The organism is Hoeflea sp. AS60, from assembly GCF_038900115.1.
Lineage (GTDB): Bacteria > Pseudomonadota > Alphaproteobacteria > Rhizobiales > Rhizobiaceae > Hoeflea.
This window is the reverse complement of the sequence record NZ_JBBMQP010000001.1, coordinates 360,948-382,500: the sequence shown is the minus strand read 5'-3', so window position 1 is coordinate 382,500 and position 21,553 is coordinate 360,948. Positions and strand designations below refer to the sequence as shown.

Below are 21,553 nucleotides of genomic sequence, written 5' to 3'. Positions count from 1 at the left end.
GTGCAGTTTACTGCACGTGGTAGCGGAGCGTTCTGTAAGTCTGTGAAGGGAGACCCGTGAGGGCTCCTGGAGATATCAGAAGTGCGAATGTTGACATGAGTAACGATAAAGGGAGTGAGAGACTCCCTCGCCGAAAGACCAAGGGTTCCTGCTTAAAGTTAATCTGAGCAGGGTGAGCCGGCCCCTAAGGCGAGGCCGAAAGGCGTAGTCGATGGGAACCACGTTAATATTCGTGGGCCTGGTGGTAGTGACGGATCTCGTGTGTTGTATCTCCTTATTGGATTGGAGGTGCAGCGAAGAGGTTCCAGGAAATAGCTCCACCGTATAGACCGTACCCGAAACCGACACAGGTGGTCAGGTAGAGAATACCAAGGCGCTTGAGAGAACTGCGTTGAAGGAACTCGGCAAATTGCACGCGTAACTTCGGAAGAAGCGTGACCCTCTTTTACGCAAGTGGAAGAGGGTGGCACAGACCAGGGGGTAGCGACTGTTTATCAAAAACACAGGGCTCTGCGAAGTCGCAAGACGACGTATAGGGCCTGACGCCTGCCCGGTGCTGGAAGGTTAAGAGGAGAGGTGCAAGCTTTGAATCGAAGCCCCAGTAAACGGCGGCCGTAACTATAACGGTCCTAAGGTAGCGAAATTCCTTGTCGGGTAAGTTCCGACCTGCACGAATGGCGTAACGACTTCCCCGCTGTCTCCAACGCAGACTCAGTGAAATTGAATTCCCCGTGAAGATGCGGGGTTCCTGCGGTCAGACGGAAAGACCCCGTGCACCTTTACTATAGCTTTACACTGGCATTCGCCAAGGCATGTGTAGGATAGGTGGTAGGCTTTGAAGCGTGGGCGCCAGCTCGCGTGGAGCCATCCTTGAAATACCACCCTTATCTTCGTGGATGTCTAACCGCGGCCCGTTATCCGGGTCCGGGACAGTGTATGGTGGGTAGTTTGACTGGGGCGGTCGCCTCCGAAAGAGTAACGGAGGCGCGCGATGGTAGGCTCAGACCGGTCGGAAATCGGTCGTCGAGTGCAATGGCATAAGCCTGCCTGACTGCGAGACTGACAAGTCGAGCAGAGACGAAAGTCGGTCATAGTGATCCGGTGGTCCCGCGTGGAAGGGCCATCGCTCAACGGATAAAAGGTACGCCGGGGATAACAGGCTGATGACCCCCAAGAGTCCATATCGACGGGGTTGTTTGGCACCTCGATGTCGGCTCATCGCATCCTGGGGCTGGAGCAGGTCCCAAGGGTTTGGCTGTTCGCCAATTAAAGCGGTACGTGAGCTGGGTTCAGAACGTCGTGAGACAGTTCGGTCCCTATCTGCCGTGGGTGTAGGAATATTGATAGGATCTGTCCCTAGTACGAGAGGACCGGGATGGACGTATCTCTGGTGGACCTGTTGTCGTGCCAACGGCATAGCAGGGTAGCTATATACGGAATGGATAACCGCTGAAGGCATCTCAGGGGGAAACCAACCTAAAAACGAGTATTCCCGGTGAGGCGTGGAAGAGTCCCACGTTGATAGGCTGGGTGTGGAAGCGCAGGACTGTGTGAAGGTTACCAGTACTAATAGCTCGATCGGCTTGATCGTTCTCATTGCTTGTGCTCATCAAATCCGATGTGCATCCAAGATGTGTTCAAATACAAAGGGTTAGCCACCCGCCAGCTTCTCAATCAACTTGCACATGTCGCCATGTGCTATGTTGCGCTTTGCCGACCTGGTGGTTATGGCGGGGCGGCTGCACCCGTTCCCATTCCGAACACGGCCGTGAAACGCCCCTGCGCCGATGGTACTTCGTCTTAAGACGCGGGAGAGTAGGTCGCTGCCAGGTCTGCCAAACGCAACATATGTTGATATCTTCTCAAATTACGAAAATTGGAACACTCACGGGTCGCTCTCGCGGCCCGTTTTGCCTTTTGCCTTGCACTTCCCGCAAGGCCTGTCGCGGGGTGGAGCAGCCCGGTAGCTCGTCAGGCTCATAACCTGAAGGTCGCAGGTTCAAATCCTGCCCCCGCAACCAAATTAATTTAGACAGCAAAACAAAATAGCTCCTCTGGATACAATCCGAGGAGCTTTTTTGGGTTTGGAATTACGCATACAGTTGGCCTCACCCGACCAATCTATAACGCCGTCAGACTGGAGAGCTTTCGGCCCAGAGAGGTGTTCGGGTCTCCCAGATCGAGCACGACGCTCATGTGGTTGAGGCCTGGGAGCGCTATCACTTCCGAATGATGTGCCTCTGTCTGCAGGTGCTTTCCGAGCAATATCGCCTGATCGTGAAAGGGTGGGGTTTCATCAGCGCCGTAGGCGATGATCCGTTTTGGCCCTTTTTGATGTGCCGACGACAATGGTGAAAATGCAGCCGCTTCTGCAGGTGTCAGCTGTGCTTCGTGTTTGAGAAAGCTGTCGGGAATTCCGGACAGATCGTAGATCCCGCTCAACAGGAGCATGCCTTTGAGTTGAGGCAGCCGAGCTGTCGCGGTCTCCTCGGGCCCTGTCGCTGCGAGGTATGATGCAAGGTGCGCACCGGCGGAATGTCCGCTAACCGTGATGCGCTCCGGATCGGCCCCGAACTGGGTTGCGTTGTCCTGAAGCCAATTGACTGCGCGCCGGACCTGGTCAACCAGCACAGCCAGGCGCTGGCCAGGCATCAGGTCGTATTCCACCAGTGCTACAATTCCTCCTGCTTCCAGAACTGGAGTGGCGATAAAGCGGTAATCTGCCTTCTCACCCGAACGCCAGTAGCCGCCGTGAATGAATACATGCAGGGGTGCGCCGGCTTGCGGCTTGTCTGGAAAAACAACATCAAGCACCTCGCGTTCGCGTGAGCCATAAGCGATATCCGCCTTGACCCGCGCACTGTTTGAAAGTGCCCGGCTTCGCGTTGCAAATTGCGCTGCGATTCCATCGAAATCCGGTACAAAATCGCGGATCCGGTAAAGATCTGTTTCAGTCATGGTGTCCTCTCGCAGTTCGTCCCCGACCTATCTCAGAACTCGACGGCGTAATACTTTGCTTCCATGAATTCAAGGATGCCGGTCACGCCGCCCTCCCGTCCGAGCCCGCTTTGCTTGACGCCGCCAAAGGGTGCTGCAGGGTCGGACATGAGCCCGCGATTGATCCCCAGCATGCCTGTTTCCAGGCCCTTGCCAACCCGCAGGGCTTTCTTGATGTCGGTGGAGTAAATGTAGGCTGCCAGGCCATACTCGGTGTTGTTGGCGAGCCTGATTGCTTCTTCCTCGGTGGTGAACTTGTAGACCGGGGCAACCGGGCCAAAGATTTCCTCATGGGCGATTGGCGCATCGACGGGCACATTCTCCAGAACTGTCGGCGGGTAGAAATAGCCATTCCCAGGTAAAGGCGCGCCGCCGGTCGTGGCGCGGGCGCCCCGTTCGATTGCGTCGGAGACGAGGTTGTCGATTTTTTGCACTGCTTTCTGTGTGATCATCGGGCCGCAATTGGTGGCGGGATCACAGCCAGGTCCGATCTTGAGGGCAGCCATTCTGCCGGTCAGGCCTTTGACGAAGGCGTCGTGAATCCCGGCCTGAACGTAGAAGCGGTTGGCAGCCGTGCAGGCTTCGCCGGCATTGCGCATCTTGGCAACCATGGCGCCATGGAGTGCCGCCTCGAGGTCAGCATCATCAAAGACCAGGAAAGGTGCGTTGCCGCCAAGTTCCATCGAACAACTCACCACGGACTTTGCCGCTTCCGCCAGCAAAACGCGGCCGATACCAGTGGAGCCGGTAAAGGAGAGCTTTCTGACGCGCGGGTCGGCAAGCATGGAATTGACCACCGGCCCGGGATTGCGCGTGGTCAGAACATTGACAACACCTGCGGGCACGCCGGCTTCTTCGCCAAGCCGCGCCATCGCATAAGCAGTTAAAGGTGTTTCGGATGCTGGCTTCAGGATGACGGTGCAGCCTGCAGCGAGTGCCGGTCCGATCTTGCGTGTCGCCATCGCAGCCGGAAAATTCCAGGGCGTGATCAACACCGAGATGCCGATCGGTTCGTGATCGACCAGAATTTTGTGTGCGCCTGAGGGGGCATGGCGGTATTCGCCGGGGATGCGCACGGCTTCTTCGGCGTACCAGCGGAAGAATTCTGCGGCGTAAGCTACTTCACCGCGCGCGTCGGACAGGGCCTTGCCATTCTCCAGCGAGATCAGCATTGCCAGTTCTTCGGAATGGGCACTCATCAACTCGAACCAGCGGCGCAGGATTTCTGCACGCTTGCGGGAAGGGGTGTCGCGCCAGCCCGTGGCGGCCGCTTCGGCGGCGTCGACGGTACGGGCTGCATCTTCAACCGATGCATCGGCTACTTCTGCAAGAACATCACCCGTGGACGGATTGATGACCGGAATTCCAGCCCCCTTTTCCCATTTGCCGCCGATGTAGAGGCCGTGGGCATGGAGTGCAGGGTCGGCATAACCGGCAACATTGATTGCAAGTGTCATTGTCGTGTTCCTCAGATATCAGTTAAGCTTGGAGCGATCGCCTGAATAGGCCGCGCCGACGAGCCGGCGCATATCGGACAGCGGTAGCGGTCGTGGATTGTTCTGGATCAGGCGCGCGATGCCGCAACTTTGTTCTGCGACCCAGTCAAGACGGTCTTCAGCCAACCCGAGGTCGCGCAATGTCGCGGGTATGCCGATGCGGGTGAAGAGTACTGCGATCGCCGGAATCACGTCGTGCCCGCCTGCGAGCCCGGTCGCTAGAGCAATCTTCTCGAGTTCGACAGGGATTGTCGGGGCGTTCCAGGTCATCACGTAGGGCATGAGGCAGGCGACACCGGAACCATGGGCCGTATGGGTGAGAGCGCCTACAGGGTACTGGATGGCGTGAGCAGCGGCGGTGCCTGCAACGCCGAATGCCAGCCCGGCAAGTGTTGCACCCATCATCACCTTTTCGCGCGCGACGCGGTCACTGCCGTCCTTGCAAGCAGCTTCCAGTCCCTGCCACAGAAGGGTGATGGCGCGGAGCGCAAAATGGTCGGAAAACTCATTCTTGCCGACAAAAACGCGCTCCTGAGCGATGCCGGACACGGCTTCGCGTCGTATGGCGGTGAACGCTTCAATGGCATGGGTGAGTGCATCTGCACCGGCGATGGCGGTAAGTGCCGGGGGGCAGGTGGCCGTCAGGTCCGGATCGCAGATTGATACGGTCGGAATGATATAGGGGCTGGAAATGCCGACCTTGAGGCTTCGCTCGCTGTCGGAAAGCACCGCCACCGGGGTCACCTCGGAGCCAGTGCCGGCAGTGGTGGGGACGGCAATGAGCGGAATGACGGGTGCGGGGACCTTGTACTCACCGTAATAGTCCTGGGGCTTTCCGCCATGAGTAAGAAGGATCGCGACGCATTTCGCCATGTCGAGACATGAGCCGCCTCCGACCCCGATGATCAGGTCGGGCGCGAAATCCCGTGCATTTTCGGCGCTGGCAGCCGCCGAGTCGACCGGCACATCGGGCAGAGTGGAGCTGTCCACCTGAACAGAAAGTCCGTGCTCCTTGAGCTGGGCAACCATCGCCAGAAAATCGACATCCGAGGCCAAACGGCTATCGGTGACAACAAGTGCGCGGCGCCCTAGCTTTTCCGCGATGCGGCCCAGGGCATGGCGCTGACCCGAACCGAATATCAGTTCGCGTGGAGCCCTTATCGTGCCGAATAGTTGCATTTGGTGTTCCTTCCTGTCGTGTTTTCATGCTGCCGCAAGGGCGTGCAGTTCATTGAAGAGCTCCTCTGGCAGATCGATACCTGCCGCAATGGAAGCCGCACGCCTTGAGCGCGCACCATCACCAGGTATCGATACGGGGCGCTCGGAGTTGAGTGGATGCGAGTTGCGCAGGCGGTCGAGATAAGTCGACAGCGCATTGCTGCTCCCGGCGCCGGCAGCCAGATCAATGAGAATGACGAGGTCGCCCTTGTTGGCCGGATGAGTTTCGTCAAGTGTGCCGTGCACTTCGGGCGCAAAGGCAGAGCCGGCCAGTGCGGACACCATGAGCTCTACCGCCAGCCCCAGGCCGTAGCCTTTGGCGTCTCCAAAGGGAGCAATCGCTCCGTTCTTGGCTGCATCGGCATCGGTGGTCGGACGTCCTTTGGCGTCGACGGCCCATCCAGGAGGAATAGGTTCGCCACGCAGTGCGTGATGGTGAATCTTTCCCATGGAGACGAGGCTGGTGGCCAGGTCCAGTACGAACGGATCCGCTCCGGTGGGAATTCCTATTGCGATTGGATTTGTGCCAAGCATCGCGTCGGTCCCGCCGTAGGGATGGACCAGCGCTTCGCTGGTCGACAGAATTATTCCTATCAGCCCGTCGGCAGCAGCGGCCTCTGCATAGTAGGCCAGCATACCAATGTGGTTGGCATTGCGTATGCCGGCTGCCGCCATGCCAGTGTCTGAAACGATTTTCTTGAGCTCGCTAATGGCGCGCATCATAACAACTGGGCCAAGTCCACGTTCGCCATCGATGGCGAGGAAGGATGGGCGCCGGCCACTCACAACGCCGCTGGCTTGAGGATCAGCAAGACCTTTGTCTATCCGGCTCAGAACCCTGGGTAAACGCTGCACGCCGTGGGACGGCAGGCCCCGCATTTCCGCCTCGATAAGAAGGTCCGCCTGCAGATGCGCGTGGTCTGTCGGGGCGCCATGCTTCGTCAGCAGCGTGACTGATATTTCCCGCAGGCGGTCCACCGATAGCCGCATTATCCATCTCCCCAATATCAAATCGTATATGATATATTATTTGACATCGCATTTAGTCTGTAACACATTGCCGTTGTCAAGGTGGCCAAATGGGAGAAGCAAGTTGGCGTTCGCACCGGAACGGGAAATCAAGGCTGGAAGTCTGCGCCCGCCCAGCATTGTGGATGGCGTCTACGACAAGATCTATCATCAGCTAATGGCGCTCGAAATCGCTCCCGGCTCGCGGATTCCGATCGACACCATTGCGCGCGAACTCAACGTCTCCCAGACGCCGGTGCGCGAAGCGCTGAGCCGGCTGGAGCGCGAAGGCCTCGTGCGCAAGGAGCATCTGATCGGCTACAGCGCAGCCCCACAGCTCACACGCAAGCAGTTCGATGATCTCTATACATTCCGCCTGCTTCTCGAGCCGGAATGTGCGCGACTTGCAGCCAGCAACTTGACGCCCGAGACGCTCAAGCTTCTGGAGAGTGCTGCGGCGGATATGGAGCACGGTGAGGCACCTGTTGACCGCAATTCACGCTATTCGCGGTTCGCACGCGCGGACGCGCATTTTCACGACCAGATTCTGAAGATCGCCGGCAATGAAATTATCCGCAACACGCTGTTCAATCAGCATGTCCATCTTCACATCTTCAGGCTGATGTTCCATTCCCGCGTGACCCAGGAAGCGTTGGAAGAACATGGCGATTTGCTGGTCGCTTTCCGGGCAGGGGATCCTGAATCTGCCCGCCAGGCGATGTACGATCACATTGCACGGTCTAAAGACCGGCTGCTCTCGGCTTTCGAATGACGGGGCTGTCATGGTCAAGGAGGGCGGCAGATCCTGCTGCGGCCTTGGAGCCTGCACAAGGTTCGTCGCTCAACGACCTTCCGGCAACAGTATACCTGCTTCACCATTTCGATGAATATCGGGCATCGTCCCCCTAAAGACCAGCAAAGAGGAGATTGAAAATGACTGGCAAGAACATTCTTATGCTCACCGGTGAGTTCACGGAGGAATATGAAATCTTTGTCTTCCAGCAGGGCATGGAGGCCGTTGGTCACACGGTCCATGTCGTTTGCCCGGACAAGAATGCAGGCGACCGGATCAAGACGTCGCTGCATGATTTCGAAGGTGACCAGACCTACACCGAGAAACTCGGCCACTACGCCGACATCAACAAGACGTTCTCGGAAATCAAGGTCGATGACTACCATGCTGTTTATGCGGCTGGCGGTCGCGGACCGGAATATATCCGCACCGACAAGCGGGTTCAGGACATTGTTCGTCATTTCCATGAGACCGGAAAGCCGATCTTCACGATCTGCCACGGCGTGCAGATTCTGATGGCGGTGCCCGGCGTTCTCAAGGGCAGGAAGGTTGCTGGTCTGGGCGCGTGCGAGCCGGAAGTGACGGCTGTGGGCGGCATCTATATCGATGTGAAGCCAACCGAAGCCTATGTCGATGGAAACATGGTGTCGGCCAAGGGCTGGACCGGACTTGCTGCCTTCATGCGCGAGTGCATGAAAGTGCTCGGCACAAAGATCACCCATAGCTGATCATGCTGTAGGTGTTGGCGCGGGGTTTTCACAAATCCCGTGCCGCAGCCTTTGGCTGCTCATAAAAAGTGAATTCACGGTCGAACACTGTGGTGCCCATTGGTGCTTCAGACTTATGTCCGTCGAAGAGCTCACGCGCTGAGCCTCTGACCGACAACGTTCTTGCGTCGGTCCTTCCCAACATCAAGCGATCCGTGGATCCGGTCTGTAGACCGGGAAGCGCTGTCTGATCGCCGAACTGGTGTTCGGTCATGTCGTAAGCGGCACTCTCTCCAATGACCATTTCAAGACCTGGGTGAAGCTTCCGCCCCATTACGTTGCAAAATCCCTAACAGGCCGATTGACGAACGGCGCCAGCTGAAATAAATTTCACATAATGAAATAAATGTGAATCGTATTGACAGCCAACTTGATTGGAGGTTAGATCGGGTCGTTGCGATAAATATCGCATACTGAAATATCTTGCAGGGAAGGCCGCTTAGTTTGCGGCCAGGAGCGAGGGCAAGATATAACGTGGAGGAACATCATGAAGATCGATCAATTGGCCACGGCATTGTCCGCGGCCGTAATGGCTGCTGCATTCATATTTCCGAGTGCAGCATCAGCTGAAAGCAAATTTCAATGCGAGCCAGGTGAAACCTACGTCATGAACGTGATGGTTTCGGCTCATCCATATTGGGTTCCTGTCTATCAGGGGTTCAAACAGGCAGCCGAGGCGATGGGCTGCGAAACAGCATTCTCGGGCACGCCCGATTATGACATCACAAAGCAGATCGCATCATTCGAGCAGGATCTGGTGAAGCAGCCAGCCGGTATTCTGCTGCATCCCATGCAGTCTGATCCGTTCATTGAGCCAATAGACCGCGCCATCGACGGTGGTGTCGAGGTTGTCACGTTTGCTGCGGATTCGCCCAAATCGAAGCGGACTGCCTACATCACGTCCGACAATCTGGCAGAAGCCAAGTTCGCGGCTGAGGAGATCGTCAAGCAGATTGGCGACAGTGCAGAATATGCGGTGCTTGAGAACCCGGGCCAGAGCAACCACGACCTGCGTGTAACGGCGCTTCTATCTTACATGGAAGAGCATTTTCCGAACATGAAGCTGGTTGGCCGTCAGGCGACCAATCAGGACAGCAATGCGGCTTACCGCGCAACGGCGTCCATTCTTCAGGCAAACCCCAATCTTGGCGCCTTGTGGATCCCGGAAGCGGGCTCTGCGGAAGGTGCGGTTGCGGCCGTGCTTGAGGCAAAGGCCAAAGTTCTGGTCATGCATGCCGATGTGACACCGACGACCTTGGAGCACATCAAGGCCGGCAACATTCACATGGCGCTCAACCCCAATCAGGGCATGCAGGGCTTCATGGGCTTCATGTCTTTGTTCATGGCGGCGCATTCGGACATCTTCGACCCGTTCAACGACTACAAGGTTTCCGGCTACAACCCGGTACAGATCCCTTACGTCGACAACGGCTTCTCCGTGATCACCAAGGAGAACGCGGATTCGTTCGATCTGAACGCCTACATGGAAGGTCGTGATCCGAGCTAGATCGGCTCAGATTTGCACCCATGAACTGGTTGTCCGCGCCTGTCCTTCTAATGCGCGGGCAACCCGACCAAACGGCGCAAGTCGTCTCGTGAACTTTAGAGTAATGATGATTATGACCAGCGATCTGATTTTACAGATTAGCAATCTCAGCAAGTCGTTCGGGGCGATTCAGGCGCTGCGGGATGTCAAGTTCGAGCTGCGCAAGGGCGAAGTGCATGCCATTGCCGGCGAGAATGGTGCGGGCAAATCGACATTGATGAACGTTATCGACGGCATATTGCGTCCTGACAGCGGTGAGATCCGCTTCGACGGTGAGCCGGTCAATATTTCCTCTCCCGCCGTGGCGCAAAGGCTGGGCATAGGCTTCGTACATCAGGAAATTGCGCTGTGTCCGGATATCAGCGTTGCTGAGAACATCTTCATGGCCACAACCAATATCAGCCGCGCGCCGCTGATGAACTACGCGAAACTTGAGCGGAAAGCGGCGGATGTGCTGCGTCGGCTTGGCCATATTGATCCCAGCGCTCCGGTCCGCAGCCTGTCGATTTCACAACAGCAGCTGGTCGAGATTGCCAAGGCACTGACGCTCGATTGCCGGGTGTTGATCCTCGATGAACCAACGGCCGCACTGACTGAAAAAGAAGCTCAAATCCTGTTTGACATCATGCGGAAGCTGGTGAGCCAGGGCATTTCCATCATCTACATTTCGCACCGGATGGTCGAGATTTTCGACAATTGCGATCGTGTTTCGGTGTTCCGGGATGGGCAGTACATCACCACCCGCCATGTCGCGGAAACCACACCGACCGAGATCGTCAATGCGATGGTCGGGCGCGTGATCGACAAGCTCTATCCGGAAAAGCAGGCTGTAGACGAGAAGTCAGAGTCCGTGATCCTTTCAGTCCGTAATCTGACCGAGAAACGCCGGTTCACCGATATTTCCTTCGATCTCAGGCAAGGCGAGATACTCGGGTTTGCGGGATTGATCGGGGCCGGGCGAAGCGAGATCGTGAAGGGCATTTGCAAGCTCGAAGGCGAGGTAACGGGCGATATCGTGCTCAACGGTCGACAGCTCGAAACGGCTCATTACCAGGAGAGCATTGCGGAGGGGCTGGTGTATCTCTCCGAAGACAGGAAGGGGGATGGCCTGTTTCTGGAAATGTCGATTGCTCAGAATGTCTCCGCATTGTCGCTCAACCAGGTCGCTTCGCCAGTGGGCATCATCAACGACCGCCTGGAGGCCGGATTGGCCCAGAGGCTCGGCGCGATGCTGAACCTCAAATGCGGCCATGTCGGCGAACCCGTCTCAAACCTTTCAGGCGGCAATCAGCAAAAGGTTGCCATCGCCAAACTGCTTTCGGTCAATCCGAAAGTCATCTTCCTCGACGAGCCGACGCGCGGTGTTGATGTGGGCGCGAAGTCCGAAATTCACCGCATCCTGAGGGATATTGCGCGCAAGGGAATGGGTATCGTCATGATCTCATCCGAGTTGCCGGAACTTATTGGTGTGTGCGACCGCGTGCTTGTGGTGCGCGAAGGCCGGATCAGCGGCGAGTTGAGTGGAAAAGACATGACAGAGGAAAACATCATGTACCGGGCTTCGGTGTTGGACAAGCAGTTGGAGGCAGCCCTTTGACGCAGGAAATGAAGGCAGCCACGTTTGATGCGCCGAGTCAGCCGCCTCGGTCGTCCAGTGTTCTGGATGGCGCCATGAAGTTATTCCGCATGCGGGAAACCGGCCTGGTGCTTATCATTCTGGCTCTCTTCATCGTCATGTCGTTTGCGTCACCGTACTTCCTGACCTGGGTGAACATGCGGGCCATGGCGATGGCGTTTGCGGTTGAAGGAATTGTCGTCGTTGGCATGACGATCCTTCTGATTTCCGGCGGTATTGATCTGTCCGTCGGGTCGGTGACCGCCCTTGCCATGGTGATCGCCGGGTTGCTGTTTCTGGCGGGTGTTGATCCATGGACGGCGTCTGCGCTGGCAATTCTGGCTTGCACCGGAATTGGTGCGATCATGGGCTTTTTCGTTACCACCGTCGGATTGCACCATTTCATCGTGTCCCTTGCGGTCATGGTTATCGCGCGTGGCGCCTGCCTCTTGGGAACGGGCGGGCGACCCATTGGGCTCTATACCCTGCCGCCTGAGTTCAAATTCATCGGCCAGGGGTCAATCGGGGTCATTCCGATCGTCATCGTCATCTTTCTGGTGGTTGTGGTCGCATCCGATTTCATGCTGCGGCGAACCACGTTCTTTCGTAAAGTTTTCTATACGGGCAGCAACGAGAAGGCGGCGGCCTATTCCGGAATACGCACCAAGCGTGTGGTGTTCTTCACAACGACACTTTGCTCGGCGCTGTGCGGCGTGGCCGGCATCATCTACATGGCGCGGTTCGGCTCCGCCCAGCCAACCTTTGGCATGGGAATGGAATTGAATGTCATTGCGGCGGCAGTGATCGGTGGCGCGAGCCTTTCAGGCGGATCGGGGACAATCTTTGGCGCAATCCTGGGCGTCATTCTGCTGTCCGTGGTCTCCAGTTCTCTCGCCCTGCTTGATGTATCCGTTTATTGGCAGGATATCATCCGCGGCTCGATACTGCTCTCGGCCGTCACGATTGATCATTATCTGAACAAGCGGCGCAGGTGAGTGTGATGCGGGACCGCGAACGGGAAACAAAAATGGTTGAAAACAAAGAAGAGTTTGAATCCATACGGCAAATGCACACGGTGCTCAGCCTTCATTACCTTGAGGAAATGAAGCAGTCCGAAATTGCCGTGCGGCTTAATCTCTCGACATCAAAGGTCAATCGCCTGATCGCTCAGGGCAAACGCATGGGCATGGTCAAGATCGTCATCGAAAGCCCTTACCAGCCGCTTGTCGATTTGGAGAACGGGTTGGTGGCGAGCACCAATCTTGCAAATGCCATTGTCACGCCGGCGGTTGCGGGCAATCCGCACACAAATCTTCAGCAGGTCGGGCGGGCAGCCGCAAACCATCTGCTTGAGACCATTCGCGATGGCGACGTGATTGCCATTACCGGCGGCAAGGCGGTGAGCGCGATGGTGCAGAACCTGAACCCGGATCAATCCTTCGATGTGAAGGTCGTGCCGCTCACCGGCGGTGTGCAGGGCAAATATTACACGGACGTCAATCATCTCGCCACGCAACTGGCCGAACGCTTGGGCGGCACGGCCATGCTTCTTCATGCACCCCTGTTTGCGGAAACCCGCGAACAGCGCGACATGCTGATGGAAATGGGATCGATCAAGGAAGTTCTCGATCTTGCGCGCAACGCGACTGTTGCCGTTGTCGGCATCGGGTCCATTCGCACACCAGGTTCAAGCTATTTTGACCTGCATCCGGGCCCCAACCCGGGTCGTCAGCTGCTGCTTGATGGTGGGGTAACCGGCGAGTTTCTGGCTCATTTGATCTTGGGCGATGGGTCGGTCGCGGACTACCCGCTCAACTCCCGCATCGTCGCGCTGAACCCATCAGAACTGGCGAAGTGTCCCGTCACCATCGGCGTGGCGTCGGGCGAAGAAAAAGTCGAGCCAATTTGCGCGGCCCTTGCCGGGCATCTGTTCAATTCGCTCATCGCTGACGAGCAGACCGCAACCGCTGTGCTGGAAAATATTCGAGAGGAAAGACATGTCGCATGAAATGCTAACCCGCCCGATCGGTAACTCTGGAATTGAAGCCTCGGTGGTCGGTCTTGGCACCTGGGCCATTGGCGGCTGGATGTGGGGCGGTACCGAGGAAAAACAGTCGATCGCTGCCATTCAGGAATCAATTGATGCAGGTATCTCGCTGATTGATACCGCGCCGGCTTACGGACAGGGACTTTCCGAAACCATCGTTGGCAAAGCCATCGAAGGTCGTCGCGACAAGGTGGTTCTGGCAACAAAGTGCGGTCTTGTCTGGCACACCCAGAAGGGCAACCATTTCTTCGATTATGACGGCAAGCCAGTCCATCGCTACCTCGGCAAAAACTCGATCGTCTATGAGGTTGAGCAAAGTCTTGCGCGCTTGAAAACCGATTACATCGACCTCTATATTACCCATTGGCAGGACCCGACCACGCCTCTTGATGAGACGATGGAAGCGTTGGAATTGCTGAAAGCGCAGGGCAAGATCAGATCGATAGGGGCCAGCAATGTTTCCGTCGACGACCTGAAATCCTACGTGGCGTCGGGCCAACTCGATGCGATTCAGGAAGAATACAGCATGGTCAAGCGGGACATCGAATCCTCGCTTCTGCCCATTTGCGCCGGGCACGGCGTTTCGACGCTGAGCTATTCGTCGCTGGCGCTGGGCTTGCTGTCTGGAAAGATTGGCCCGGATAGGACCTTCTCGGGAGACGATCAACGCAAGGACAATCCGCGGTTCTCCATCTCAAATCGTGAGAAAGTCACGCGTTTGATGGCGGCCCTGGAGCCGATCGCCGAGGGTCACAAGGCAACCAGCGCTCAAATCGTGATCGCCTGGACAGTGCAGCAGCCCGGTATCACGTTTTCACTGTGTGGCGCGCGCAACCCTGAGCAAGCGCTCGAGAATGCAAAAGCGGGCGGCATCCGCCTCACGTCGGAGGAACTCAAAATGATAAGTGGGGCAGCAGACACGCATCTGACCGATCTCGACGCCTGAATAATTCACATCACCGGAAACAAGTGCGGACATCGCCTGACCTGGTGATGAACGGAGAAGCTATGCCGAAACAACGACACGACAGCATTGATCAAGTCCGTCAAAACGGAAACTTTGACGTCGTCGTCGTTGGTGGCGGTATCAACGGCATCGGGGTGTTCCGCGAACTTGCACTGCAGGGGCTTCGCGTGTTGCTGGTTGAGCGCAACGATTTTTGTTCGGGGTGCAGTGCGGCCCCTTCACGGATGATCCATGGCGGGCTTCGCTACCTTGAGAACGGCGAGTTCGATCTTGTTCAGGAATCGCTCAGGGAACGCGATGCGCTGCTGCACAATGCACCGCATTATGTGCGGCCGCTTCCCACTGTCATTCCGATATCTTCGATGTTCTCCGGCCTTTTAAACGGTGCCGCCGGCTTTCTGGGCCTGAGCAGCAAACCCGCACGCCGGGGTGCATTGCCGATCAAGATCGGGCTGGTTCTTTACGACTGGGTGACACGCAAGCGGCGACTACTGCCCAGCCACAGTTTTCAGGGCGCAACAGAGACATTCCAACAATGGCCGGCCCTGACACGGAGCCTGAAGTTTTCGGCCACCTATCATGATGCGTGGATCAGCCATCCTGAACGTCTTGGCGTGGAACTGGTGACTGATGTGATGCGGCTGGCGCCGGAAAGTGTTGCGCTGAACTACGCGGAAATCAAAATGGAAGGTGCCGCGCTTTCGGTGACGGACACGGTGACCGGCGACAGGTTTCCGGTCACCTGCAGAACAATTGTCAATGCCACCGGCGCCTGGCTCAATGAGGCAATCAGGGAATTCTCCGATGACAGGAAAGTAGCTGAAACCCTTGTTTCCGGCACCAAGGGCTCGCACATCATTCTGGACAATCCAGCGCTCCTCAGAGCGCTTCGCGGACACATGGTTTTCTTTGAGAATATCGATGGCCGTGTCTGCATCGTGTTTCCCTATCTGGGCAAGGTGCTTGCCGGTTCAACAGATATCAGGGTCGACAGGGTGGAGCGGGTCCGGTGCGAGCAGGAGGAACAGGATTACATCCTGGAGTCCTTGAAGCTGACATTTCCGGGTATCGCTGTTTCATACGATGATGTCGTCTTCAGCTATAGCGGAATTCGTCCGCTCCCCAAGAGCGACCACAGTTTCACCGGGCGGATTACGCGCGGGCACTTTATCCATCGTCTGGAGGGGGTCGTCCCCCAGTTCTGTATGGTTGGTGGCAAGTGGACGACCTTTCGCGCCTTTGCCGAACAGGCCGCCGACGAGGTGATGTCTGAGCTTGGCCATGAGCGGAAGACAGGGACCCTGCACCTCGCCATCGGCGGCGGAGCAGATTATCCTGCAGATCCCAATGATCTCATCAGCACTCTCATGCAGCGTTACGCAATCAGCCGAGATCGCGCAGCTTACCTTGTTGATATCTATGGCAGCAGGGCTGACGAAGTTCTGGCATTTTGCGCGGGCCTCAACCATGACGACCCGCTTGCTCCCGGGGCGATGATGACCACAGGCGAAGTGCTGTTCCTGATCCGCCATGAGGCGGTTGTCCGTCTCAGTGACCTTATCCTGCGCCGGACGGCGCTGGCGATCACGGGCGAGATTTCAAGCGACCTGATCACGGCCATTGCGACGATTGCGGCAGATGAACTCGGTTGGGATGCGGCAGGGATGCAGCAGGAGGCTGATGCCTTCATCAATGAGCTCAACAATTTCTACGGTGTCTCGCCAGAGATGCTGGAACAGCGAAGCCTCGAAAGGAATACCAAATGCGCCTAAGCTCGAAAGCACGAATGAACCGGATGTTCACCAATGGCGGCTGCCTAGATGTCGCGCTGGACCATGGTGTGTGCAATGAGCCGAGCTTCCTGCGCGGCCTCGAAAACATGGAAAGTGTGGTCGGTACGCTGATTGATGCAAAACCTGATGCCATCCAGATGGCCTACGGGCAGGCGGATCTGCTGCAGAGCCGTCCGGAGAAGGACAAGCCGGCTCTGGTCATGCGCATCGATATGGGAAATCCCTACAATGACCAGCGCCACCGCGTGATGTGGTCGGAGCTGCAAAACCATGACGAGCCGATCATCGGTGCGCTGGAAATGGATGCCGCCTGCGTAGTCGTCAATCTGTTCATGCTGCCTGACGAGCCGGACCTGTTTCACCAATGCGTCAAGAACATCAGCCGGGTTCGCGCCGCCTGCCACACCTACGGCATGCCGCTGATGATCGAACCTCTGGTTATGCTGCCAAATGATGTGCGCGGAGGCTATCAGGTGGATGGCGATGCGGAGAAGATTATCACGCTGGTGCGTATGGCGAGCGAAATGGGCGCCGACATCATCAAGGCTGATCCCACGACAGATCCTGAGGATTTCCACCGGGTCGTCGAGACGGCAAGAGTGCCCGTTCTGGTGCGCGGCGGCGGCAAGGAGGATCTGAAAACGGTTCTGCAGAAATCAGCCCAGCTGATGGGGCAGGGCGCCAAGGGCATGGTCTATGGACGAAATATCTATCAGCATGACAACCCGAAAGCCGTGGTCAATGCGCTGATGGCAATGATCCATCACGGTGCATCGGGTGATGAAGCTTGGGATATCTACAATCGTGGCTGACAGGATGCGCTATCTTCTGGGGCTTGATGCCGGCAACACCGTGATCAAGGCGGTGCTGTTTGATCTCGATGGCAATCAGATCGCCATGCACGCGCTTGATGGTCAGACGTCGGTCCCCCAACCCGGCTATGTCGAACGCGATCTCAATGAACTCTGGCGAAATGCCCACCAGGCCATTCGCGCCTGCATAGACAAGGCGGGTGTGGACGCGCGCGATATCGTTGGTATCGGATGTGCCGGGCACGGAAACGGGCTCTATCTTCTGGACAAGGATCAGGAGCCGCTGCTCGGCATCCAGTCTCTCGACAGCCGCGCGGCGAGGCTTGCCGATGAACTGGCTGCCGGAAACGTCGGCGATCAACTGCAACAGCTGTGCTTGCAAAAGCCATGGCCGTCGCAAACTCCAACTCTGCTGGCCTGGGTCAAGCGGGAAGCCCCCGAGATTTACGCCAAAACCGCGACAGTTCTGCTGTGCAAGGATTTCATCACCTACAAACTGACCGGGCGGTTGGTGTCGGATGTGTCTGACATGAGCGGATGTGGCATGCTGCGCATGCCGGATTGCACCTATGATCCGGAATTGATGCGGCTTTACGGTCTCGAAGACGCCCTTGGCATGCTCCCCAAGCTTCTTGCGCCAAGCGATGTCGTTGGCGAGGTCACGGAGGAGGCCAGTGCGTTGACAGGGCTATGCCCCGGTACGCCGGTCGTTGCCGGCTTCTTTGACGTGGTGGCCTGCGCGCTTGGGTCCGGAGTAGTTGCCAATGGTCAGGCATCGGTCATCGTCGGCACATGGAGCATCAACCAGGTCGTGTCCGCGGAGCCGGTCGCGGCGTCCGAGGTGTTCATGGTGTCGGGATTTGGCGAGGGGCGATACCTCAACATTGAATCGAGCGCGACATCGGCTGCCAATCTCGAATGGTATGTCCGCGAATTTGTGGAGCGGAACGGCCATCATGATGATCCCTTCGGCTACTGCAACCAGCTGGTTGCTGAGACAGAACCGGCATTTGACGATCCGATGTATCATCCTTTCCTTTATGGAGCCCGGCTGGGGTCGGAGATGCGTGCTGGCTTTTACGGATTGTCTGGCTGGCATACCGAAGGCCACATGCTGCGCGCACTTTATGAAGGGGTGATGTTTGAGCACCGGCGACATATAGAGGTGCTGGTTGCAGCCGGTGTGCGTTTCGATGATGTCATCCTGTCCGGTGGCGGTGCGCGCAGCCCGGTGTGGCCACAGATCTTCGCCGATGGCCTTGGCAAACCGGTCACGATCGCCGCGTGCCAGGAAACCGGGGCGCTCGGTGCCGCGATCGCGGCTGGATGTGGTGCGGGCGTCGTCAGTTCCTACGAGACAGGCGTTGAAAGAATGACTCGAGTGAAAAAATCCTTCACGCCTGATCCTGCATTGCGCGACTATTATGACCGGCGTTATCAGTTGTTCATCGAGCTTGGCGCGGATCTGCGCAAATTCTGGAGCAAGTTGCGCAATGCCTGAGAAAGCCGTTGCTGATGGCAGCTATGATTACGTCATTGTCGGCGCAGGCACGGCAGGCTGCGTGCTGGCCAACCGTCTGTCGGCAAACCCCAAGACTAGGGTCTTGCTGCTCGAGGCAGGCGGGAGCGACAACTACCATTGGATCCATGTTCCGATTGGCTATTTGTTCTGCATTGGCAATCCCCGCACCGACTGGATGATGAAGACGGTCCCGGAGTCCGGTCTGAACGGTCGTGCACTGGTCTATCCACGCGGCAAGGTTCTCGGAGGCTGCTCCTCGGTCAACGGCATGATCTACATGCGCGGGCAGGCCGCGGATTACGATCAGTGGGCGCAAATGGGCAATGCCGGCTGGGGCTGGGATGATGTCTTGCCCTATTTCAAGAAGAGCGAAGATCATCACGCCGGAGCTGGCGATAGTCATGGGTCGGGTGGCGAGTGGAAGGTGGCCAGGCAGAGGTTGACCTGGGACATTCTCAAAGCAGTACAGGAAGGTGCGAAGGAATTCGGCATCGAGCCTACGGACGATTTCAATTCCGGGACCAACGAGGGATCCGGCTACTTTGAAGTGAACCAGAATAACGGCGTTCGATGGAATGCCGCCAAGGCGTTCCTCAAACCGGCGCGCAACCGAAAGAACCTTCGCGTGATCACCCAGGCGCTCACCCAAGAGATCACTTTTAACGGGCGCCGCGCCACTGGGGTGCGCTACGAGCGTAAAGGCGTGACCTATCTGGCGAATGCCGAATGTGAAGTTCTCGTCGCAGCCGGTGCAATCAACTCTCCGAAATTGCTCGAGCATTCAGGCGTCGGCAATGCGCAACATCTGGCGGCGCTCGATATTCCCGTTGTTCATGACCTCAAGGGGGTTGGCGAAAATCTTCAGGACCATCTTCAGATACGTACGGTCTTTCGCGTGAAGAACACCTCGACATTGAACGAGCAGGCGAACAGTCTGCTCGGGAAAGTTCAGATCGGTCTGCAGTATGCACTTTCCCGAAGCGGACCGATGTCGATGGCGCCAAGCCAGTTCGGCATGTTCACCAAGAGCGACCCTTCTCTGGAAACACCGGATCTCGAGTATCATGTCCAGCCCTTGTCGACGGACAAGCTGGGTGACCCGCTGCATGCGTTTCCTGCCATCACGGTCTCGGTGTGCAATCTTCGGCCGCAAAGTGTGGGGTCGTGCCATCTCAGCTCGAGCGACGTCGCCCGGCAGCCGGATATCAGGCTGAATTATCTGAGTGCCGAATCCGACAAGATGATTGCCGTCAAATCTATCCGCCAGGCGCGTCAGATCATGACCGCGAGGCTGCTTGAGCCCTATGCGCCAACGGAGATCCTTCCCGGCAAGGCGCATGAAACCGATGCGGACCTGCTGCGCGAAGCCGGCAACATCGCCACCACAATCTTTCACCCGGTCGGTACATGCAAGATGGGGTCTGATGATCGAGCCGTGGTTGACGCCCAGTTGCGGGTTCACGGTATCGAGAATTTGCGCATTGTCGATGCCTCGGTAATGCCGAAAATTGTTTCCGGCAACACCGCCTCTCCAGTGATCATGATAGCGGAAAAGGCTGCTGACATGATTCTCGGCCGGCGCTGAGGAACGGCTCTGTTTTCCGCAGCGCTCGCCATGCGATCTTGTCTCGCGGTTTTCTCTTTCTACCGGATGGTTCTCAGTTCACCGCCCAGGTGGCGATGGGCGGGTAGAACAGGATGATTGCCAGCACCACGAGTTGCAACGCGATGAAAGGCAGCAGCGCGGTATAGATGTGCTTCAGTGTGATCTCCTTAGGGGCCACACTCTTTAGGTAGAAGGCGGCAGGGCCGAATGGCGGCGTCAGATAGGACACCTGCATGTTAACCGCAAACAGGATGCCGAACCAGATCGGATCGTAGCCCAGCTGGATGACGATGGGCACGAAGATCGGCAGGGTCAGCAGCGCAATGCCGATCCAGTCGAGGAACATTCCCAGCACGAGCAGAATGAGCATCATCACCATGATGATCACCACCGGGGCCGCGTCGAGACTGAGGATCGCGTTGGCAACAAAGCGATTGCCACCCATGAGGTTGTAGACGCCCACCAGCACGGCGGCAGCAATACCGATCCAGATGATCATTCCGCAGGTTTCGAGCGTGTGGACCAGACTGTCCTGCAGCATCTTGACGGTAAGTTCACGGCGCAGCAACGCAACCAGCAACACCGCCGACACGCCAAGTGCGGCGGCCTCGGTGATCGAGGCGACGCCGCCATAGATCGAGCCGAGCACGGCCACTACTATGAACAGCGGCGCTATTGTTGAGCGAATGGCGCTGCCGAGCGATTCCTTTGCGACCTCCTCCTTTGACATTGGCGGGCCAAGCTGAGGATTGCGCAGGCAGATGATGAGGACGTAAGCGACGTAGAACGCCAGCAGCAAGAGGGCAGGCGTGATGGCGGCAACGAAAAGATCGGCAATCGAAACGCTTGCCACCAGGCCATAGATAATCAGCACGATTGACGGCGGCATCATGGTGCCGAGCGACCCGCCGGCGCAGACCACGCCAATCGACAGGTTCCTGTCATAGCCAAGGCGCAGCATCTGCGGCAGCGCCAGAATGCCCAACAGCACAATCTCGCCGCCGATGACGCCCGACATCGCAGCCATAAGAATGGCGACGATCAGCGTCTGTACGGCAACGCCACCAGGCAATCGCCCGGCTAGAACGCGCATGCCGTTGAACAGGTCCTTGGCGATCCCGGACCTGTCGAGCAGGGCCGCCATCAGGATGAACATTGGAATGGCGACCAGCGAATATTCAGTGATGAACCCGAATATGCGGGCCGTGACCAGAGGCAGGGCGTTGCCGCCGAACCAGCCGAAAGTGAAGATCAGCGCCACCAGCCCGGTGACCCAAGCCAATGGCTGCCCGGTCAGCAGCAACAGGAAGATGGCGGCCACCAGAACGTAGGAGCCGTATTCGATGCCAAGCGCACTCAGGCCCAT

At 57.3% G+C, this 21,553-nt stretch carries 16 protein-coding genes, 1 tRNA gene and 2 rRNA genes (1 of these 19 running past the window's edge); 14 read left to right on the top strand and 5 right to left on the bottom strand.

Annotation, left to right across the window (positions count from 1 at the left end; translation table 11 throughout):
• From WNZ14_RS01730 to WNZ14_RS01720, 3 genes are all read left to right on the top strand, one after another.
• Positions 1-1,591: ribosomal RNA gene (locus WNZ14_RS01730) — 23S ribosomal RNA — on the top strand; it begins 1,219 nt to the left of the window's first position.
• Between the two features lie 126 nt (positions 1,592-1,717).
• Positions 1,718-1,832: ribosomal RNA gene (gene rrf, locus WNZ14_RS01725) — 5S ribosomal RNA — on the top strand.
• A 112-nt stretch (positions 1,833-1,944) separates the two neighbouring features.
• A tRNA-Met gene (locus WNZ14_RS01720) sits at positions 1,945-2,021 on the top strand.
• 100 nt (positions 2,022-2,121) lie between these two features.
• Here the strand turns inward: WNZ14_RS01720 and WNZ14_RS01715 are convergent.
• From WNZ14_RS01715 to WNZ14_RS01700, 4 genes are read right to left on the bottom strand one after another with little or no spacing between them, the layout of a single operon-like run.
• On the bottom strand, positions 2,122-2,958 hold the full coding sequence (locus WNZ14_RS01715; protein WP_342866887.1) for an alpha/beta hydrolase: 837 nt from the start codon (positions 2,956-2,958) through the stop codon (positions 2,122-2,124).
• Positions 2,959-2,990: 32 nt separating this feature from the next.
• On the bottom strand, positions 2,991-4,454 hold the full coding sequence (locus WNZ14_RS01710; protein WP_342866886.1) for an NAD-dependent succinate-semialdehyde dehydrogenase: 1,464 nt from the start codon (positions 4,452-4,454) through the stop codon (positions 2,991-2,993).
• A gap of 18 nt (positions 4,455-4,472) precedes the next feature.
• Positions 4,473-5,672: an iron-containing alcohol dehydrogenase gene (locus WNZ14_RS01705; protein ID WP_342866885.1), complete on the bottom strand. Its 1,200-nt coding sequence runs from the start codon at positions 5,670-5,672 to the stop codon at positions 4,473-4,475.
• A 24-nt stretch (positions 5,673-5,696) separates the two neighbouring features.
• Complete coding sequence (locus tag WNZ14_RS01700) at positions 5,697-6,701, bottom strand: Ldh family oxidoreductase (protein ID WP_342866884.1); 1,005 nt, start codon at positions 6,699-6,701, stop codon at positions 5,697-5,699.
• 103 nt (positions 6,702-6,804) lie between these two features.
• On the opposite strand from WNZ14_RS01700, the gene WNZ14_RS01695 reads away from it, so the two are divergent.
• The 11 genes from WNZ14_RS01695 to WNZ14_RS01645 all read left to right on the top strand — a co-directional run bounded on the left by WNZ14_RS01695 (position 6,805) and on the right by WNZ14_RS01645 (position 20,166).
• Positions 6,805-7,491: a GntR family transcriptional regulator gene (locus WNZ14_RS01695; protein ID WP_342866883.1), complete on the top strand. Its 687-nt coding sequence runs from the start codon at positions 6,805-6,807 to the stop codon at positions 7,489-7,491.
• A 161-nt stretch (positions 7,492-7,652) separates the two neighbouring features.
• The gene (locus WNZ14_RS01690; protein ID WP_342866882.1) at positions 7,653-8,240 is read left to right on the top strand and encodes a DJ-1/PfpI family protein; all 588 of its coding nucleotides are present in this window, start codon (positions 7,653-7,655) and stop codon (positions 8,238-8,240) included.
• Positions 8,241-8,766: 526 nt separating this feature from the next.
• The gene (locus WNZ14_RS01685) at positions 8,767-9,786 is read left to right on the top strand and encodes a substrate-binding domain-containing protein (RefSeq protein ID WP_342866881.1); all 1,020 of its coding nucleotides are present in this window, start codon (positions 8,767-8,769) and stop codon (positions 9,784-9,786) included.
• 112 nt (positions 9,787-9,898) lie between these two features.
• A complete protein-coding gene (locus tag WNZ14_RS01680) occupies positions 9,899-11,422 on the top strand; it encodes a sugar ABC transporter ATP-binding protein (RefSeq protein ID WP_342866880.1) in 1,524 nt (507 codons plus the stop codon).
• 74 nt (positions 11,423-11,496) lie between these two features.
• Positions 11,497-12,435, top strand: coding sequence for an ABC transporter permease (locus tag WNZ14_RS01675; RefSeq protein ID WP_342866879.1), 939 nt, complete (start codon positions 11,497-11,499; stop codon positions 12,433-12,435).
• Between the two features lie 32 nt (positions 12,436-12,467).
• Positions 12,468-13,448, top strand: coding sequence for a sugar-binding transcriptional regulator (locus WNZ14_RS01670; protein WP_342866878.1), 981 nt, complete (start codon positions 12,468-12,470; stop codon positions 13,446-13,448).
• Positions 13,438-14,433 (top strand): aldo/keto reductase, encoded by a 996-nt coding sequence (locus WNZ14_RS01665; protein WP_342866877.1) that lies wholly within the window; start codon positions 13,438-13,440, stop codon positions 14,431-14,433. Before WNZ14_RS01670 ends, WNZ14_RS01665 begins: the two co-directional genes overlap by 11 nt.
• 62 nt (positions 14,434-14,495) lie before the next feature.
• Positions 14,496-16,226, top strand: coding sequence for a glycerol-3-phosphate dehydrogenase/oxidase (locus tag WNZ14_RS01660; RefSeq protein WP_342866876.1), 1,731 nt, complete (start codon positions 14,496-14,498; stop codon positions 16,224-16,226).
• Positions 16,217-17,059, top strand: coding sequence for a class I fructose-bisphosphate aldolase (locus WNZ14_RS01655; RefSeq protein WP_342866875.1), 843 nt, complete (start codon positions 16,217-16,219; stop codon positions 17,057-17,059). Before WNZ14_RS01660 ends, WNZ14_RS01655 begins: the two co-directional genes overlap by 10 nt.
• Entirely contained in the window at positions 17,052-18,560 is a 1,509-nt protein-coding gene (locus WNZ14_RS01650) for an FGGY-family carbohydrate kinase (RefSeq protein WP_342866874.1), read from the top strand. Before WNZ14_RS01655 ends, WNZ14_RS01650 begins: the two co-directional genes overlap by 8 nt.
• Entirely contained in the window at positions 18,553-20,166 is a 1,614-nt protein-coding gene (locus WNZ14_RS01645) for a GMC family oxidoreductase N-terminal domain-containing protein (RefSeq protein WP_342866873.1), read from the top strand. Before WNZ14_RS01650 ends, WNZ14_RS01645 begins: the two co-directional genes overlap by 8 nt.
• Before the next feature lie 73 nt (positions 20,167-20,239).
• Here the strand turns inward: WNZ14_RS01645 and WNZ14_RS01640 are convergent, their stop codons facing one another.
• A complete protein-coding gene (locus tag WNZ14_RS01640) occupies positions 20,240-21,553 on the bottom strand; it encodes a TRAP transporter large permease subunit (protein ID WP_342866872.1) in 1,314 nt (437 codons plus the stop codon).

What these genes read in the sequence shown, in the direction of transcription:
- WNZ14_RS01700 (WP_342866884.1), bottom strand. Translation starts at nt 6,701, where the DNA reads ATGCGGCTATCGGTGGACCGCCTGCGGGAAATATCAGTCACGCTGCTG.
- WNZ14_RS01710 (WP_342866886.1), bottom strand. Translation starts at nt 4,454, where the DNA reads ATGACACTTGCAATCAATGTTGCCGGTTATGCCGACCCTGCACTCCAT.
- WNZ14_RS01665 (WP_342866877.1), top strand. Translation starts at nt 13,438, where the DNA reads ATGTCGCATGAAATGCTAACCCGCCCGATCGGTAACTCTGGAATTGAA.
- WNZ14_RS01685 (WP_342866881.1), top strand. Translation starts at nt 8,767, where the DNA reads ATGAAGATCGATCAATTGGCCACGGCATTGTCCGCGGCCGTAATGGCT.
- WNZ14_RS01680 (WP_342866880.1), top strand. Translation starts at nt 9,899, where the DNA reads ATGACCAGCGATCTGATTTTACAGATTAGCAATCTCAGCAAGTCGTTC.
- WNZ14_RS01690 (WP_342866882.1), top strand. Translation starts at nt 7,653, where the DNA reads ATGACTGGCAAGAACATTCTTATGCTCACCGGTGAGTTCACGGAGGAA.
- WNZ14_RS01715 (WP_342866887.1), bottom strand. Translation starts at nt 2,958, where the DNA reads ATGACTGAAACAGATCTTTACCGGATCCGCGATTTTGTACCGGATTTC.
- WNZ14_RS01640 (WP_342866872.1), bottom strand. Translation starts at nt 21,553, where the DNA reads ATGGGCCTGAGTGCGCTTGGCATCGAATACGGCTCCTACGTTCTGGTG.
- WNZ14_RS01705 (WP_342866885.1), bottom strand. Translation starts at nt 5,672, where the DNA reads ATGCAACTATTCGGCACGATAAGGGCTCCACGCGAACTGATATTCGGT.
- WNZ14_RS01675 (WP_342866879.1), top strand. Translation starts at nt 11,497, where the DNA reads ATGAAGTTATTCCGCATGCGGGAAACCGGCCTGGTGCTTATCATTCTG.
- WNZ14_RS01670 (WP_342866878.1), top strand. Translation starts at nt 12,468, where the DNA reads ATGGTTGAAAACAAAGAAGAGTTTGAATCCATACGGCAAATGCACACG.
- WNZ14_RS01660 (WP_342866876.1), top strand. Translation starts at nt 14,496, where the DNA reads ATGCCGAAACAACGACACGACAGCATTGATCAAGTCCGTCAAAACGGA.
- WNZ14_RS01645 (WP_342866873.1), top strand. Translation starts at nt 18,553, where the DNA reads ATGCCTGAGAAAGCCGTTGCTGATGGCAGCTATGATTACGTCATTGTC.
- WNZ14_RS01655 (WP_342866875.1), top strand. Translation starts at nt 16,217, where the DNA reads ATGCGCCTAAGCTCGAAAGCACGAATGAACCGGATGTTCACCAATGGC.